At 57.9% G+C, this 15,229-nt stretch carries 16 protein-coding genes; 14 read left to right on the forward strand and 2 right to left on the reverse strand.

What is annotated here, in order from left to right; genetic code table 11:
• The first annotated feature begins 26 nt into the window (after positions 1-26).
• The 13 genes from G6L28_RS01120 (at position 27) to trmB (ending at position 12,311) form a co-directional block, all read left to right on the forward strand.
• Complete coding sequence (locus tag G6L28_RS01120; protein ID WP_174061932.1) at positions 27-590, forward strand: NifU family protein; 564 nt, start codon at positions 27-29, stop codon at positions 588-590.
• 235 nt (positions 591-825) lie between these two features.
• A complete protein-coding gene (tsaB, locus tag G6L28_RS01125) occupies positions 826-1,494 on the forward strand; it encodes a tRNA (adenosine(37)-N6)-threonylcarbamoyltransferase complex dimerization subunit type 1 TsaB (protein WP_174061933.1) in 669 nt (222 codons plus the stop codon).
• Positions 1,495-1,533: 39 nt separating this feature from the next.
• Entirely contained in the window at positions 1,534-2,028 is a 495-nt protein-coding gene (locus tag G6L28_RS01130; protein WP_174061934.1) for a GNAT family N-acetyltransferase, read from the forward strand.
• A gap of 68 nt (positions 2,029-2,096) precedes the next feature.
• Positions 2,097-2,525, forward strand: a complete 429-nt coding sequence (locus G6L28_RS01135) for a transcriptional repressor (protein WP_174061935.1) — start codon at positions 2,097-2,099, stop codon at positions 2,523-2,525.
• 31 nt (positions 2,526-2,556) lie between these two features.
• Positions 2,557-3,357 carry a lysophospholipid acyltransferase family protein gene (locus G6L28_RS01140; protein ID WP_174061936.1) on the forward strand — a complete coding sequence of 267 codons (801 nt, stop codon included), beginning with the start codon at positions 2,557-2,559 and terminating at the stop codon, positions 3,355-3,357.
• Between the two features lie 71 nt (positions 3,358-3,428).
• Positions 3,429-4,826: a tRNA (N6-isopentenyl adenosine(37)-C2)-methylthiotransferase MiaB gene (gene miaB / locus G6L28_RS01145; protein ID WP_174062032.1), complete on the forward strand. Its 1,398-nt coding sequence runs from the start codon at positions 3,429-3,431 to the stop codon at positions 4,824-4,826.
• Positions 4,827-4,873: 47 nt separating this feature from the next.
• Positions 4,874-5,929 carry a PhoH family protein gene (locus G6L28_RS01150; RefSeq protein WP_174061937.1) on the forward strand — a complete coding sequence of 352 codons (1,056 nt, stop codon included), beginning with the start codon at positions 4,874-4,876 and terminating at the stop codon, positions 5,927-5,929.
• Between the two features lie 167 nt (positions 5,930-6,096).
• Complete coding sequence (gene ybeY / locus G6L28_RS01155; protein ID WP_174061938.1) at positions 6,097-6,603, forward strand: rRNA maturation RNase YbeY; 507 nt, start codon at positions 6,097-6,099, stop codon at positions 6,601-6,603.
• Positions 6,604-6,620: 17 nt separating this feature from the next.
• Complete coding sequence (locus G6L28_RS01160; protein ID WP_174061939.1) at positions 6,621-7,757, forward strand: hemolysin family protein; 1,137 nt, start codon at positions 6,621-6,623, stop codon at positions 7,755-7,757.
• A gap of 154 nt (positions 7,758-7,911) precedes the next feature.
• Positions 7,912-9,501 carry an apolipoprotein N-acyltransferase gene (lnt, locus tag G6L28_RS01165; RefSeq protein ID WP_174061940.1) on the forward strand — a complete coding sequence of 530 codons (1,590 nt, stop codon included), beginning with the start codon at positions 7,912-7,914 and terminating at the stop codon, positions 9,499-9,501.
• Positions 9,502-9,641: 140 nt separating this feature from the next.
• Positions 9,642-10,061, forward strand: a complete 420-nt coding sequence (locus G6L28_RS01170) for a helix-turn-helix domain-containing protein (protein ID WP_174061941.1) — start codon at positions 9,642-9,644, stop codon at positions 10,059-10,061.
• A gap of 173 nt (positions 10,062-10,234) precedes the next feature.
• A complete protein-coding gene (metK, locus tag G6L28_RS01175; RefSeq protein ID WP_174061942.1) occupies positions 10,235-11,500 on the forward strand; it encodes a methionine adenosyltransferase in 1,266 nt (421 codons plus the stop codon).
• A gap of 112 nt (positions 11,501-11,612) precedes the next feature.
• Positions 11,613-12,311, forward strand: a complete 699-nt coding sequence (gene trmB, locus G6L28_RS01180; RefSeq protein WP_174061943.1) for a tRNA (guanine(46)-N(7))-methyltransferase TrmB — start codon at positions 11,613-11,615, stop codon at positions 12,309-12,311.
• 15 nt (positions 12,312-12,326) lie between these two features.
• Here trmB and G6L28_RS01185 read toward each other — a convergent pair whose 3' ends face one another.
• Positions 12,327-13,226 (reverse strand): ribokinase, encoded by a 900-nt coding sequence (locus G6L28_RS01185; protein ID WP_174061944.1) that lies wholly within the window; start codon positions 13,224-13,226, stop codon positions 12,327-12,329.
• Between the two features lie 108 nt (positions 13,227-13,334).
• Complete coding sequence (locus G6L28_RS01190; RefSeq protein WP_174061945.1) at positions 13,335-14,531, reverse strand: DNA recombination protein RmuC; 1,197 nt, start codon at positions 14,529-14,531, stop codon at positions 13,335-13,337.
• A gap of 140 nt (positions 14,532-14,671) precedes the next feature.
• Between G6L28_RS01190 and def the strand changes: the two genes are divergently transcribed.
• Entirely contained in the window at positions 14,672-15,184 is a 513-nt protein-coding gene (gene def, locus G6L28_RS01195; RefSeq protein ID WP_174061946.1) for a peptide deformylase, read from the forward strand.
• Positions 15,185-15,229: the final 45 nt, after the last annotated feature.

Genomic DNA, 15,229 nt, shown 5'->3' on the forward strand with positions numbered 1-15,229 from the left:
TGGTTAGAGCCTTGAAGGAGATCGAAATGTTCATTCAAACGGAATCCACGCCGAACCCATCGACGTTGAAGTTCCTGCCCGGCAAGGTGGTTCTGGAAAGCGGGACGGCGGAATTCCTGAATGCGCAGCAGGCGCAGGCTTCGCCGCTTGCTGCCGTGCTGTTCGAAATTCCCGGCGTCACCGGCGTCTATTACGGGTTCGATTTCATCACCGTCACCAAGGACGGTGCCGAGTGGCAGCACCTGAAGCCCGCAATCCTCGGCTCGATCATGGAACACTTCATGTCCGGCCGCCCGCTGATGGGCACCGCTGTTCATGCCGAAGTTTCGGATGAAGAAGAGGAGTTCTTCGAAGCAGGCGATGAAACAATCGTCGCGACGATCAAAGAGCTTCTCGAAACCCGCGTTCGTCCCGCCGTTGCGCAGGATGGCGGCGACATCACCTTCCGCGGTTTCCGCGATGGTACGGTGTTCCTCAACATGAAAGGCGCATGCTCCGGCTGCCCGTCTTCCACGGCGACGCTGAAGCACGGCGTGCAGAACCTGCTGCGCCATTTCGTGCCGGAAGTGCAAGAGGTCGAGGCTGTCTGATTTGGCGGGCGCGTTGGCAGTTTGAGCTGACGTATTACGTCGCCTTCGTCATGCTCGGGCTTGTCCCGAGCATCTGCTGCCGTAGCAACTGGCTCGACGTGGGCGGATCCTCGGGTCAAGCCCGAGGATGACGTGGAGTTTGGATTGGCGTTTATCCCTAATTTCCGGCCGCGTTGGCTGGATATGTCGATCCCGCCTCGCTTACATAGAACATGAATGAAATCCGGCTCTCCAAATGATCGTTCTTTCCCTTGATACCTCCGGCGTCGATTGCTCCGCCTGCATCTATGACAGCACGGCAGACACGGTGCTGGGCGAAGTCACCGAAAATATCGGCAAGGGCCATGCTGAACTGCTGATGGGCATCATCGACGGCGCACTTTCGCAAGCGGGGGTCGGGCTCGATGCTGTCGAGCGGATCGCTGTCACCATCGGTCCTGGTTCCTTCACCGGCATTCGCGTCGGCGTTGCTGCCGCCCGAGGCTTTGCGCTTTCTCTCGGCGTCGAGGCCGTGGGGATAACCACGCTGGAAACACTGGCGGCACATTATTTGCTGCAAAACCCCGGTAAAGCCGTAGCGGTTGGCCTCGATGCCAAGCGGGAGGAATGTTACCTCCAGAAATTCGCCGCGGACGGTTTACCTTTGAACGACGCGGCACTTGTTTCGCTGGAAGATGCAAAGTCCATGCTTTCCGGTTTCTATGGCGTAATAATCGGCTCCGCTGCGCCGCTTTTTGCCGGTGAAGAAACCGGCTCCGGCCCGGATCATTTTCCGATCGCCACGGTGGCTCGTGTCGGCGCGAAAAAGCAGACGGGACAGCCCAAGCCTGCCCCGCTTTATCTACGCGGGCCGGATGCCAAGCCGCAGCACGGATTTGCACTGGAACGCCGTCCAATGGCCTGATACGCCGGGTTGATATTCACGGCGGATGATTCCCTTAAAATGTTCGACGACTATCTGAGCTGGAAGCCTTATTTCGAAATCCTGCCCATGGCGCATGAGGATTGCTCGGATGTCTCGGAGCTTCACGGCAACCGCTTTCCACAGCCATGGAATGACGGCGAGTTTAGCGGGCTTCTTTCGCAAAATAGCGTCTTCGGTGCCGTCGCCCGCCAGACCAATGCCTTCTTCAGCAAACCGCTCGGCGGGTTCGTGCTTTCGCGTGAGGCGGGCGGTGAGGCAGAAATATTGACGATTGCGGTCAGCGAGAAATTTGGCCGCGCCGGGCTTGGCTGGCGGCTGATGCAGGCAGCCATGCGCGAAGCACTTATGCGCGGGGCGGAGACCATGTTTCTGGAGGTGGATGGCGCCAACGCATCCGCCATCGGGCTCTATAAGAAGCTGGGCTTCGGGACGGTGGCAGAACGCAAGGCCTATTACACAGCGAAAGATGGGACAAAGTCCACGGCGCTTGTCATGCGGCGCGATCTTCGCTAACTCCCCTATAGTGACAATATCCGGCGTTTAGCACGCCGAACCAACGAAGCATCTGAAGGCCTGATAACGTGGTAGACCTTTCGAAAACGCTTGAAGAATTATGTGCGGAGCGCGGCATGCGCATGACCGACCAGCGGCGCGTGATCGCCCGCGTTCTTCAGGAGTCCGAGGATCATCCTGACGTGGAGGAGCTTTATCGCCGTTCTTCCGCCGTCGATCCGAAAATATCGATTTCAACGGTTTACCGCACCGTCAAACTGTTCGAAGACACCGGTATCATTGAACGTCATGATTTCCGTGACGGTCGTTCGCGCTATGAGACCGTGCCGGAAGAGCACCACGATCACTTGATCGATCTCAAGAACGGCGTCGTCATCGAGTTTCGCTCCGCCGAGATCGAAGCGCTTCAGGAAAAGATCGCCCGCGAACACGGGTTCAGGCTGGTGGACCATAGGCTCGAACTTTACGGCGTTCCGCTGAAACCGGAAGAGCGCTGAAAAAGGCCGGGGTCACGGAGCGAATGATGCGATGATGTGGCTTCGGATCGCCTACCTGCTGCTGGTGCTTTCAGTGCTGACATTGGTGCTGTTGCCGGTGCAGCTTCTGGGTCTTTATTTCGACTGGCCGATCCGTCGCACCTTGCCACGTCTGTGGCACAGGGTCGCCTGCCACACGCTCGGCATCCGCGTGCATGTGCATGGCGAACCGGAGCGTGCCAAGCCGCTGATGCTGGTGTCCAACCACATTTCCTGGAAAGACATCATGGTGCTGGGCAGCGTCGCCGATGTCGCTTTCATTGCCAAGACGGAGGTGCGCGACTGGCCCGTCTTCGGCCTGCTGGCACGGCTTCAGAAGACGATTTTCGTGGCGCGGGAGCAGAGACGTAGTGCAGGGGCGCAGGTCAATGAAATTGCCGAGCGGATGGCGGGCGCTGAGATCGTCGTCCTGTTTCCCGAAGGCACCACCTCGGATGGCAACCGGCTGCTGCCGATGAAATCCTCGCTGTTCGGTGCGGCATCCAGCGCTGCAGATCAGGTGCCGGGCGGCCTTGTCTATGTCCAGCCGGTCGCCATCGCCTATACCGGCATCCACGGCACGGCCATGGGTCGCTTTCACCGGCCCGTGGTGGCATGGCCCGGCAGCATCGAACTGATCCCCTCCCTGATGGGTGTGATGAAGGCGGGCGCTATCGATGTGGACGTGACCTTCGGTGATGCGATCCCCTTCCATAAGGGCGATAATCGCAAGACGCTCAGCCTTGATACGACCATGGCTGTTCGCACCATGCTGAATTTCAGCCTGCGCGGCGGCTGGCGAAAGTCTCGATAAGCCCGCATTTCTCGCATTTTTCTATTTAACTGGGCCTAGAAAATCATTAGATAACGGCCATGACCGACACGATGACCCAAGCCACGCCCGGCCTCGATGCCGCACCGACCGCCGTTTCCCATGGAACGAACAGCCGCAAGGTTTTCATCAAAACCTATGGCTGTCAGATGAACGTCTATGATTCCGTTCGTATGAGCGATGCTCTGGCGAAGGATGGTTACGAGCAGACGGAAGAGATGAGCGAGGCCGATCTGGTTCTGCTCAACACCTGTCATATCCGTGAAAAGGCGGCGGAAAAGGTCTATTCCGCGCTCGGTCGCCTGCGTGACATGAAGAAATCCCGTGAGGAGCAGGGTCGTGAATTCGTGATCGGCGTTGCCGGTTGCGTGGCGCAGGCCGAGGGCGAGGAAATCCTGCGCCGTGCGCCCGCCGTCGATGTCGTCATCGGCCCGCAGACCTATCACCGTCTGCCGCAGGCGCTCGCACGCGTGCGCGGTGGTGAGCGGGTGATCGAGACGGAATATGCCGTCGAAGACAAGTTCGAGCATCTGCCGGTGGCGGAAAAGGCGAAGCTGCGCTCGCGTGGCGTCACCGCGTTTTTGACCGTGCAGGAAGGCTGCGACAAGTTCTGCACCTTCTGCGTGGTGCCTTACACACGCGGCTCCGAGGTGTCGCGTCCGGTTCACCAGATCGTGGACGAGGCAACGAAACTCGTTGATGCTGGTGTGCGGGAAATCACCTTGCTTGGCCAGAACGTCAACGCATGGCGCTCGACCGGCCCGAAAGGCGAACAGCTGGGTCTTGCCGAACTGCTTTACCGTCTGGCGGAAATTCCCGGTCTCGCACGGCTTCGCTACACCACCAGCCATCCGCGTGACATGGATGACAGGCTAATCGAGGCGCATCGTGACCTGCGCATTCTGATGCCGTACCTGCATCTGCCGGTGCAGTCCGGCTCGGATCGCATCCTCAAAGCCATGAACCGCCGCCATACGGGCGAGGAATATATTAGGCTGATCGAAAGAATCCGTGGCGCCCGCCCTGATATTGCCATGTCGGGAGACTTTATTGTCGGTTTCCCCGGCGAGACGGATCAGGATTTCGAAGATACACTCGCCATTGTGGAAACCGTGAAATACGCGCAGGCCTTTTCGTTCAAATATTCGACGCGTCCGGGAACGCCCGGAGCCGATCTGACCGATCAGGTGCCGGAAGACGTGAAGTCGGAACGGCTGGAAAGATTGCAGGCGCTGCTCTTAAAGCAGCAGCATGAATTTGCCGCTTCGCTGGTGGGCAAGACCATGGATGTATTGCTGGAAAAGCCGGGCCGGATGCCTGGACAGTTGATAGGTCGTTCTCCATGGCTGCAATCTGTGAATCTTGATGCAAAGAACATGAAAATCGGTGACATTGTTCATGTACGAATCACCGATACCGGTCCAAACAGCTTGTTTGCCGAGGTGGCATAGAGTTAGAGTTGGGAACCGGAACTGACCTGGGACAGGAGCCTGACCGCTTGAACGCACATGAATTGGTATCACCTTCATCGCGCCAGCCACGCTCAGCCGCGACCGACGCCAATCACTTCGTCCTCACGTTCGAGAATAACAGGATAGCGGGAGAGCTATTCGGTCAGTTCGATCAAAACCTGAAATTGCTGGAGCAGCGGCTCAATATCGACGCCCGCCCACGCGGCAATTCGGTTGCGATTACGGGCGAGCTGGTGGCCACAAATCAGGCTCGCCGCGCGCTGGATTTCCTCTATGAACGCCTGCTGAAAGGCGGCACGGTCGAGCTTTCCGATGTGGAAGGCGCAATCCGCATGGCCGTTGCTGCGGATGACCAGTTGACCCTGCCGACAATGGAGCGCAAAGCCAAAGTGTCGATGGCGCAAATTTCCACCCGCAAGAAAACGATCAATGCCCGCACGCCGACGCAGGACGTCTATATGCGGGCGCTGGAACAGTCGGAACTTGTCTTCGGTGTTGGCCCTGCCGGTACGGGCAAGACCTATCTGGCCGTTGCCCATGCCGCCCAGCTTCTGGAGCGCGGCGCTGTTGATCGCATCATCCTGTCTCGCCCCGCCGTCGAAGCGGGCGAGCGTCTCGGCTTCCTGCCAGGTGACATGAAGGAAAAGGTCGATCCTTACCTTCGTCCGCTTTATGACGCGCTTTACGACATGATGCCGGGTGACAAGGTGGAACGTGCCATTCAGGCAGGCGTCATCGAAATCGCGCCGCTTGCCTTTATGCGCGGACGCACGTTGGCCAACGCCGCCGTCATTCTGGACGAGGCGCAGAACACCACGACGATGCAGATGAAGATGTTTCTGACGCGTCTTGGCGAAAACGGCCGCATGATCGTGACCGGCGACCCAAGCCAGGTGGACTTGCCGCGTGGCGTGAAGTCCGGTCTGGTCGAAGCGTTGCAAATTCTGCCAGAGGTGGAGGGCGTCTCCGTCGTCCGCTTCAAGGACGTGGATGTGGTGCGCCATCCGATGGTTGCCCGCATCGTGCGTGCCTACGAGGCGCATACGGCGGTGCCGGATGAGAGCCTGCCAAGAGGCAATTGACGAGGGAAGTCCTTGGACTTCCGTCATCCTCGGGCTTGTCCCGAGGATCCAACCACGCCGAATAAAATCAAGCCGTTGCAGATCCCCGGAACAAGCCGAGGATGACGGAATACTGGAGAAGTCGTTCTCATCGGGACAGCGACTTCAGAGGAAACTAAAGTACAAGCATGACAGCGCTGGATATTCAGATCAGTGTCGAGGCCGAAAGTTGGCCCTCGGAGGAAGAACTTTTCGCTTTCAGTAGGAAAGTCGTGGATGCGGCGGTGAGCTTTCTCAAGACAGAGGAAGACCAGCCCTTCCCAAAAATGCCGGTGGAACTGTCTCTGGTCTTCACCGACGATGCGGCCATCCGGGAAATAAATGCGGAATGGCGCGATAAGGATAAGGCGACGAATGTCCTTTCTTTTCCGGCATTTCCACTGGAACCGGGCGGCATGCCGGGGCCGATGCTGGGCGATATCGTGATTGCGCGGGAGACAGTAGAGCGGGAAGCTCTTGATCTTGAGAGGAGTTTCGAGGATCATTTGACCCATCTTCTGGTGCATGGCTTCCTGCACCTCTTCGGTTACGACCATCTGGAAACCGATGAGGCGGAGGAAATGGAAGCGCTTGAGACTCGCATTTTGGCCACTCTTGGCCTATCTGATCCCTATGCGGATCAGGATCCGATTTGATCGAACTGTTTGGAACAATGAACGAAAATTCTTCACGACCGCCCCATGAGGGCAAAGACACCGGGGAACAGTCCTCATCGGAGGAGGGCAGTAGTCCGTTACGACAGGACTACAATGCCAAGCCCAAGGCTACCTTCTGGTCAAGGGTATCGCGGCTTTTGAAGCCGTCGCAAGGTGAGCGGCTCCGCGAAGAAATCACCGATGCGCTGATGACCGATACCGAAATCGGCGCGGCCTTTTCGCCCGAAGAACGGGTAATGCTCAACAACATCCTCCGTTTTCGCGAAGTCCGCGTTGAGGACATCATGATTCCCCGCGTCGATATCGAGGGTCTTGATGAAAGCATGACCATCGGCGAGGCGATGATCCTTTTCGAAGAAAGCGGTCGTTCCCGTATGCCGGTTTATGACGATACGCTGGATAATCCAAAGGGTATGATCCATATCCGCGATCTTCTCTCCTATGTGGGGCGGCAGGCCCTCAACAAACGTCGCAACGTCAGTCCGATCGTTGCTGGTGAGGATGGAAAGATGTCGCGTTCCGCACCGGTGAATTTTGATCTGGCGCGGGTCGATCTCGAGAAGACGCTCGCCGAGGCGGGCGTCGTGCGTAAAATCCTCTTCGTTCCCCCATCCATGCTGGCGTCCGACTTGCTCAAGAGCATGCAGGCGCAGCGCACGCAGCTTGCGCTGGTGATCGACGAATATGGCGGCACGGATGGTCTGGTCAGCCACGAGGACATCGTGGAAATGGTGATCGGCGATATCGATGACGAGCATGACAAGGACGAGGCGATGTTCTCGCGTCTCTCGCCCGATGTCGTTATAGCGGATGCGCGCGCGGAACTGGTCGATCTTACAGAGGCCATAGGCCCCGACTTCGACGTTCGTGAACACATCGAGGAAATCGATACTCTTGGCGGACTGATCTTCTTTGCTCTGGGCCGCATCCCGACCAAGGGCGAAGTTGTGCGTGCGGTTCCCGGTTTCGAGTTCCATATTCTCGACGCGGATTCCCGCCGTATCAAGGGCGTTCGGATCGAGCGCAGTCATGCTTCCGAAGGCGAGGACGATCAGGCCCCTGCCGATGCCCGTGCGAACGCACTGATGGCGTTGCCGACGCCTGCCCGCAGCACGGATGGCGCTTCTGTTTGATGGAAAATGATGCGACCGCGAGAGTTTATCTCGCGGTCGCTTTCTCTTCGCCTAGCGCCCTACGGTCGGCGCGGTGGACGCTGCTTTTCTTTTCCGTTAGAGCATTTGCTGTGTTTCGCAGCCTAACTGTGCCCGTCGAGGAGATCGAACATATATGGAGCGACTGGCAGGCAGGGTAATGTTGAGCAGCGGAGCGAGGCGCGCAGTCATCGCTGTTCTGGCTGGCGCAATCGGTGCTTTGGCATTGCCGCCCGTCGGCTTCTTCGCTGCATTGTTCGTCTCTTTTACCCTTCTGGTCTGGCTTCTGGACGGAACCACCGGTCACCCAGACGGGAAGGTTTTTTCGCGCTCAGCGAAAAGTTTCGCCCTTGGATGGCTGTTCGGCCTGGGATACTTCGTCGCCAGCCTGTGGTGGATGGGCAACGCGCTTCTGCTGGAGGCAGAGGAATTTGCGTGGGCCTTGCCGCTTGCAGTTCTAGGATTGCCAGCTTTTCTGGCACTGTTTTATGGCCTGGCCGTGATGCTGGCCAATATGATCTGGTCCGATGGCTGGGGCAGGATCGCAGCCCTTGCGGCAGCCTTCGGCCTTTGTGAGTGGCTGCGCAGTTTTGTTGCCACGGGCTTTCCATGGAACGCCGTCGGTTACGGCATCATGCCCATACCGCTGATGATGCAGACATCTGCCCTCATCGGCATTTTCGGCGTATCGATGCTGGCTGTCTTCGTCTTCTCAAGTCCGGCGCTGTTGGGAACCAAAAAGGGAATGGTGCCCGGCCTGCTGCTGGCCGCAGCCATGCTGTCCTTTCATCTGGGTTTTGGCGCCTACCGTCTGCATGGTGCTGTCGAACCGGCGGAAGGTGATATGTCGGTGCGCATCGTGCAGCCGGGCATCGACCAGTCCCGCAAGATGCTGAATGCGGACCGCGTCGAGATATTCAAAGAGCATCTTCGACTGACTGGCCTGCCGCCATCACCGGGGAAAAAGCGACCCGACATCATCGTCTGGCCGGAGACCTCCGTTCCTTTCATCCTGACGCAAAACCCGGATGCGCTGGCGGAAATTGCCAGCGTGCTGGAGGACGGTCAGATTTTGCTGACCGGCGCTGTGCGCATGGAAGATGCGGGGCCGGGCCATCCCGCACGCTATTATAATTCCGTTTATGCAGTCGACAGCCAGGGTCAGATCATTGGGGCGACGGACAAGGTCCATCTCGTGCCATTCGGCGAATATGTCCCTTTTGAAGACACCCTGCGGCAGTTCGGCATCGAAAACCTCGTCAGCCTTCCCGGCGGCTTTTCCGCTGCGCCGACACGAATCCCCATAACCCTGCCGTCCGGCAAGAAGCTCTTCTCCTTCATCTGCTACGAGATCATTTTCCCCGATGAAGTGCCGCAGGATATCGCTTCTGCGCAGGCCATCGTCAACGTTACCAATGATGGCTGGTTCGGCAATACACCGGGCCCTTACCAGCATTTTCAGCAGGCGCGGATACGCGCGGTCGAAACAGGCTTCCCGGTGATTCGCGCCGCCAATACGGGCATTTCAGCGGTTATCGATCCCCTGGGGCGAATTGCCGCAGGACTTGACTACGGTCAAATCGGTATAATCGATTCTACTTTGAGTGGTGCGCTGCAAGGGCTTGCGAGTGAAGGGAATCGGCAGAAGCACTTTTGGTTGTTGTTTATAACTTTTATTGGCGTCGCGCTGATTGCAGGAAATGGTTTGCTCCGGCGTCAGAATTGACCAAAAACCCCTAAAATTGCATAGTGCGAGAGTGAGATTGCGTGACGCACATGATCTTGGGGGCATGGCGCGTCGATTGACCTCGACGGTTTTACGCAAAAATGCAATATTGGCCGACAACAGGATGTCAGGACGAACGAATGACTGAAAATAAGAAGAAGCCTAACCCGATTGACATTCACGTCGGGAGCCGCATCCGCCTACGCCGCACCATGCTGGGAATGAGCCAGGAAAAGCTCGGTGAAAGCCTCGGCATCACCTTCCAGCAAATTCAGAAATATGAAAAAGGCACGAACCGCGTCGGCGCCAGCCGGTTGCAGAACATTTCTGCCATTTTGAACGTCCCGGTTTCTTTCTTCTTCGAAGACGCGCCGGGCGATCATCCTACGTCTGCGACGGGCATGGCGGAAGCGTCCAGCTCGAACTACGTGGTAGACTTCCTGTCGTCTTCGGAAGGGCTCCAGCTCAACCGCGCCTTTGTAAAGATCAGCGATCCGAAGGTCCGTCGTCGTATCGTCGATCTGGTGAAGGCTTTGGCGGCCGAAGCGGACGTCGAGTAAGCGCTTCCCTTATTGCAATGAGAATTGAAAACGGCTCTTCGGGGCCGTTTTTTATTGCCTAATCTTTCGGTAGGAATTCCGATATAAAGATATATTTATGTCGTTCTGTCCTTGTTTTTCTCGTCCAAGATGATAACCAAGCCGACAGACCTGTTCTTTGAGGGGAATCCCGCATGCGCGCCAATTACCTGTTCACCAGCGAATCCGTTGCTGAAGGTCATCCTGATAAGGTTTGTGACCGTATCTCCGATGAAATCGTGGATCTGATCTATCGCGAAGCCGCCAAGACCGGCGTCGATCCATGGACCGTGCGCATCGCCTGCGAAACGCTTGCCACCACCAACCGAGTCGTCATCGCTGGTGAAGTGCGCGTTCCCGATACGCTTCTGAAGAAGGACAAGGACGGCAATGTCGTGAAGGATGCTTCCGGCCATCCCGTCATCAATCCGTCGAAGTTCAAGTCTGCCGCCCGCAAGGCGATCCGCGACATCGGCTACGAGCAGGACGGTTTCCACTGGAAGACGGCGAAGATCGATGTGCTTCTGCACCCGCAGTCTGCCGATATCGCGCAAGGCGTCGATAACGCATCCGACAAGCAGGGTGACGAAGGCGCTGGCGACCAGGGTATCATGTTCGGTTACGCCTGCAAGGAAACGCCGGACCTGATGCCGGCACCGATCTATTATTCCCACCGCATTCTCCAGCTCCTCGCAGACGCTCGCAAGAGCGGCGAGGGTGAGGCTGCAAAGCTCGGCCCCGACGCCAAGAGCCAGGTGACGGTCCGTTACGTGGATGGCAAGGCTGCAGAAGCGGTCTCCATCGTGCTGTCCACCCAGCATCTCGACGCAAGCTGGGACTCCAAGAAAGTTCGCGCCGTCGTTGAGCCTTATATCCGCGAAGCTCTGGGCGACCTCAAGATCGCCGATGATTGCCAGTGGTACATCAACCCGACCGGCAAGTTCGTGATCGGCGGCCCGGATGGTGACGCTGGCCTGACGGGCCGCAAGATCATCGTGGACACCTATGGCGGTGCTGCCCCTCACGGTGGTGGTGCATTCTCCGGCAAGGATACGACCAAGGTCGACCGTTCGGCTGCATATGCTGCGCGCTACCTCGCCAAGAACGTTGTGGCTGCGGGTCTCGCAGAACGCTGCACGATCCAGCTTTCCTACGCCATCGGCGTCGCACAGCCGTTGTCGGTCTATGTCGACCTGCACCAGACGGGCAAGATCAGCGAAGATGAAGTCGAAGCCGCGATCCGCAAGGTCATGGACCTTTCGCCATCGGGCATCCGCCGCCACCTCGACCTCAACAAGCCGATCTACGCAAAGACCTCCTCCTACGGTCACTTCGGCCGCAAGGCTGGCCGCGACGGGTCCTTCTCCTGGGAGAAGATCGACCTTGTAAAGCCGCTCAAGGAAGCGTTGAAGGCCGCTTGAGGCTTGCTATCAACGGTCAATTAAGAGATACGGTCTCACGAACTTTGAAGCCCGCGCAGTGCCGATGAAACGGTAAGGCGCGGGTTCGTCTATTTTACTAAAGTGAGAGACAATGACGGAAGAGCGGCGTTCACGGTCGACGGAAGCGTTCTATGGAAGACGCAAGGGCAAGCCCTTGCGCAGCCAGCAGGTTGTGTCCATTGAGAACCTCCTGCCGCTCTTGAAGGTGGATCTCTCCACACCGCCGCCAACGCCGCTTGCCGCGCTTTTTCCCGCCGACGTGAAGTCGATCCGCCTCGAGATCGGCTTTGGTGGTGGTGAGCATCTGGTACACCGCGCCGCCGAAAATCCCGGCACGGGTTTCATCGGCGTCGAGCCTTTCGTCAATTCCATGGCGAAGCTGTTGGGCGCTGTGCAAGAAAAAGAATTGATGAATATCCGGCTCTATGACGACGATGCCACGCAACTGCTTGACTGGCTGCCGGATGCATCACTCGACCATATCGATCTGCTCTATCCAGATCCATGGCCGAAGAAGAAGCACTGGAAGCGTCGTTTCGTGTCGGACGTCAATCTTGCGCGCTTTCACCGGGTGCTGAAGCCTGGAGCGAAATTCTGCTTCGCCTCCGATATCGACACCTACATCAACTGGACGCTACAGCATTGTGTCCGCCACGGCGGGTTCGAGTGGCAGGCAAAGACCTCCGCCGACTGGCTGACGCCCTACGAAAACTGGCCCGGCACGCGTTACGAGAACAAGGCGAAACGCGAAGGCCGCAGTTCCGCCTATCTGACTTTCCTGAAGGTCTAAAAAGCCCGACAGTCGTCAGGCTTTTGCGTCAACTTCCGAAGCAACCGGAATAGATGGCTGTGCGCCTTCACGGGTACAGGCCAGCGAACCGGCAACGGCGGCGCGGCGGAGTGCTTTTTCGAAATCGAGACCGGCATCGAGACCAGCAGCGAGATAACCGCAGAAGGTGTCGCCTGCGCCCACCGTATCCACCGGCTCTATTTTCAGCCCGGTGGTTTTGAAGACCTTGCCATTGCGGATGGCGATGACGCCTTCCGCGCCCAGCGTCACGATCAGCGTCTGGCCGGTTTCACCGTGAAGCGCGACGAGTTCCTGTTCACGCGCAGCCGATGATAATTCGCTCTTGCCGATCAGCAGTTCGAATTCCGTTTCGTTGGCAATGAGGATATCGGCCAGTTTGGACAGGCGCGACGCATCGGCAGTCAGCGGCGCGGTGTTGAAGATCGTCGTCACGCGCTTAGCTTTGGCGGCGTTGAACGCTGCTTCGATCGCGTCTGCGGGAATCTCGATCTGGAGCATAAGAATATCGCCCGCGCTCATTTCCGAGACTGCCCGCTCCGCATCCGAAGGGGAGACGGTGCCATTGGCGGCGGGAATGACGGAGATCATATTCTCACCGCCCTCACCAATGAGGATGACAGCAGTTCCGGTCGGCTCCGCAACAGTTTTTACGAGCGAGAGGTCGGCCCTCGCATCTCGCAGCAGCGTCAGCGCAGGGGCTGCGAAACTGTCGTCACCGATGGCACCTGCCATCTTGACCTCTGCACCGGCGCGACGCGCGGCCAGCGCCTGATTGGCACCCTTGCCACCCGCCGCCGTCGAAAAGGCTTTACCGGTCACCGTTTCGCCTGGCTTAGGCAGGCGCTGCGAGATGGCGACGAGGTCCATGTTTATGGAGCCGAAAACAGTAATCATGCGGGCGAACTCATTGAACGACGGTTGAAAGACGGATGACATTGCTAGCGCATCATGAGCGAAATCGGAAATCGATTTTCGCGCGTCGTCGAGTGTGCAGCGATTGCGCTATTCGTCGTCCACGACTCGAAGCTTTGCTGCGCCTGAACGCGCATCCGCTATGCGCCGCAGGTTTTCCGCCTCAAGGTGCTGAATATCCTTGGGCGTGGGTGAAAAATCGAGGCTTTCGATTTTCGATCCACGCGCCAGAACCTTGTCGGACGAGGTCAGCATCATGTCGATGTCTTTTTGCGCCTGCCCGAAGTGGGTTTGCAGCTTGCGCGTCCGCTCATCGAGGCGCCGCACATCGTCCATCAGAAGCGCGACTTCGCCCTGAATGAGGTGGGCCTGCTCGCGCATCCGCTGGTCCTTCAGAACCGACTGGATGACCTGAACCGAGAGCATCAGCAGCGAGGGCGAGACGATGACGACACGAGCGCGGTGGGCACGCTGGACGAGATATTCGAAATGCTGATGTATATCGGCAAAGATCGATTCCGATGGCACGAATATGAAGGCCGTATCCTGCGTTTCGCCGGTGATCAGGTATTTTTCCGCGACATCGCGGATATGCACTTCCATATCGCGGCGAAACTGTTGGCTGGCGGCGCGCTTGGCGTCGGGCGATTCATCGGCCTTCAGTGCGTTCCAGGCTTCCAGAGGAAACTTGGCGTCGATCACCAACGGCGGCGCATTGTTGGGCATCTTGATGGTGCAGTCGGGCCGGAAGCCATTGGAAAGCGTGGGCTGCAACTGGAAAGCGCCTGCGGGCAGGGCATCTGCAATCAGCGCTTCCATGCGCGCCTGTCCGAAGGCACCACGGGTCTGCTTGTTGGAAAGGATCGCCTGAAGGCCGATCACATCCTTGGCAAGATCCTGGATATTGCCCTGCGCGGCATCGATGACGGCAAGGCGCTCCTGTAGTTTGCTGAGGTTCTCATGTGTCGAGCGCGTCTGTTCCGTCAGGGTCGTGCCAAGCCGCTGCGACATGCCATCGAGACGTTCGTTCAGCGTCTGGCTCATCTCGTTCTGGCGGGCCGAAAACGTATCGGCCATCGCGGCGATACGGCCCTGCAACTCCGCTTGGGTTTTCAGAAGTTCGGCCAAATCGTTCCGGGATTGATCCGGAACGGCTGGTTTCCGCATTATGAAGATGGCGACGACCAGCACGATCAACACCAGCGCCAGAATCAGCGCGCCGACCGATATGTGGACCGTTCCGAAACTGAAAGCCGTGCTGCCGAGCGCATTGAGATCGATGTTCATGAGCCAATCTAACAGATTAATTCTGATTCGTACAAAACAAGAACACGTCCACGGCGAAAATGAGTCCTCGTCACAGCCTTCGTGTTGAAAAGCGTCGTGTTTTTTGTTTCCTCCGCGTTTCAGATGCGTTATGGGAAGCCATGACCATCAAGCCTCTTATCATTTTGCCCGATCCGCTGCTGCGCCAGCAATCCAAGCCCATCGAGACGGTGGATTCCGAGATTGTGCGTCTGGCAGACGACATGCTGGAAACCATGTATGACGCGCCGGGCATCGGCTTGGCCGCGATCCAGATCGGCGTGCCGCGCCGCATGCTGGTGATCGATGTTTCGCGTGAGGACGAGGATAAAAAGCCGGTCGTCTTCATCAACCCGGAAATCCTCAAGGTTTCGGATGATGTCTCGACCTACGAAGAAGGCTGCCTTTCGATCCCGGATTACTACGCCGAAGTCGAACGCCCCGCTTCGCTGACGGTGGGTTACATCGACCGCGATGGCAAGCAGCAGACGGTTGAGGCCGACGGCCTTTTGGCAACATGTTTGCAGCACGAAATCGATCATCTGAACGGCGTCCTGTTCATCGACCATATTTCCCGCCTCAAGCGTGACATGGTCATCAAGAAATTCACCAAGGCAGCCCGCGCCAAGATCTGATCGGGTTGGCCGCAAGGCCGTCTAGACGAACCGGCAGGGCAGGGG

It is taken from the genome of Agrobacterium larrymoorei (assembly GCF_013322225.1).
Classification (GTDB): Bacteria; Pseudomonadota; Alphaproteobacteria; order Rhizobiales; family Rhizobiaceae; genus Agrobacterium; species Agrobacterium larrymoorei_A.

Bases quoted from the DNA above. Each gene is read 5' to 3' on its own strand.
- G6L28_RS01170 (WP_174061941.1), top strand. From the start codon at position 9,642: ATGACTGAAAATAAGAAGAAGCCTAACCCGATTGACATTCACGTCGGG.
- G6L28_RS01160 (WP_174061939.1), top strand. From the start codon at position 6,621: ATGAACGAAAATTCTTCACGACCGCCCCATGAGGGCAAAGACACCGGG.
- G6L28_RS01140 (WP_174061936.1), top strand. From the start codon at position 2,557: ATGATGTGGCTTCGGATCGCCTACCTGCTGCTGGTGCTTTCAGTGCTG.
- metK (WP_174061942.1), top strand. From the start codon at position 10,235: ATGCGCGCCAATTACCTGTTCACCAGCGAATCCGTTGCTGAAGGTCAT.
- G6L28_RS01120 (WP_174061932.1), top strand. From the start codon at position 27: ATGTTCATTCAAACGGAATCCACGCCGAACCCATCGACGTTGAAGTTC.
- G6L28_RS01190 (WP_174061945.1), bottom strand. From the start codon at position 14,531: ATGAACATCGATCTCAATGCGCTCGGCAGCACGGCTTTCAGTTTCGGA.
- ybeY (WP_174061938.1), top strand. From the start codon at position 6,097: ATGACAGCGCTGGATATTCAGATCAGTGTCGAGGCCGAAAGTTGGCCC.
- trmB (WP_174061943.1), top strand. From the start codon at position 11,613: ATGACGGAAGAGCGGCGTTCACGGTCGACGGAAGCGTTCTATGGAAGA.
- def (WP_174061946.1), top strand. From the start codon at position 14,672: ATGACCATCAAGCCTCTTATCATTTTGCCCGATCCGCTGCTGCGCCAG.
- miaB (WP_174062032.1), top strand. From the start codon at position 3,429: ATGACCCAAGCCACGCCCGGCCTCGATGCCGCACCGACCGCCGTTTCC.
- G6L28_RS01185 (WP_174061944.1), bottom strand. From the start codon at position 13,226: ATGATTACTGTTTTCGGCTCCATAAACATGGACCTCGTCGCCATCTCG.
- tsaB (WP_174061933.1), top strand. From the start codon at position 826: ATGATCGTTCTTTCCCTTGATACCTCCGGCGTCGATTGCTCCGCCTGC.
- lnt (WP_174061940.1), top strand. From the start codon at position 7,912: ATGGAGCGACTGGCAGGCAGGGTAATGTTGAGCAGCGGAGCGAGGCGC.
- G6L28_RS01130 (WP_174061934.1), top strand. From the start codon at position 1,534: ATGTTCGACGACTATCTGAGCTGGAAGCCTTATTTCGAAATCCTGCCC.